Below are 638 nucleotides of genomic sequence, written 5' to 3'. Positions count from 1 at the left end.
ACCTTATATTCAGCCTGACGTTTGGGTCAAAGAGGGCAAGGACGGCTGGGAAGTCATCAGCAACGAGGCGGCTTGGCCGAAGCTGCAGCTCAATCAGGAATATTGCGACCTGATGAAATCGGCGGAAGAGGGCGCGCCGAAGTGGAAGGAAAAAATCAGTGAAGCCAAACAGCGCATTGATTCTTTGGAACTGCGCAAAAGCACAGTCCTCCGCCTTGCCGAGTATATTGTCAAAAATCAGGAAGATTTTTTCATCTTCGGAGAAATCGGCCTGTCGCCCATGCTGATGAAAGATGCCGCCGCCGAATTGGGTTTGGCGGAAAGCACCATTTCGCGCGCTGCCAACCAGAAATATTTGTCTTGCCCGCGCGGCCTGTTTGCGTTACGCTATTTCTTCACACAGGCAGTCAATGCCGATGATGACGGCGAAGGGTTCAGTCAAGGCGCAATCAAAGCTGTCTTGAGCCAGCTGATTGAAAGCGAAGACAGCAGCAAACCTTATTCGGACGAGGCCCTCGTCAAATTATTAAAACAACGCGGCATTGAAATCGCCAGACGTACAGTTGCTAAATATAGAGAATCATTAGACATACCACCGGCACACAAACGAAAATTTACCGAGTAGATATATTCCGATC

At 49.5% G+C, this 638-nt stretch carries 1 protein-coding gene; it reads left to right on the top strand.

The window, feature by feature from the left end; genetic code table 11:
• A partial coding sequence (locus ACTHUR_RS15285) for an RNA polymerase factor sigma-54 (RefSeq protein WP_440399481.1) occupies positions 1-625 on the top strand: 625 nt, incomplete at its 5' end.
• Between the last annotated feature and the right edge of the window lie 13 nt (positions 626-638).

This window comes from Neisseria sp. P0021.S007 (genome assembly GCF_051956855.1).
Note: the sequence above shows the minus strand (reverse complement) of the source record. Positions and strands in the feature narration are given on the sequence as shown.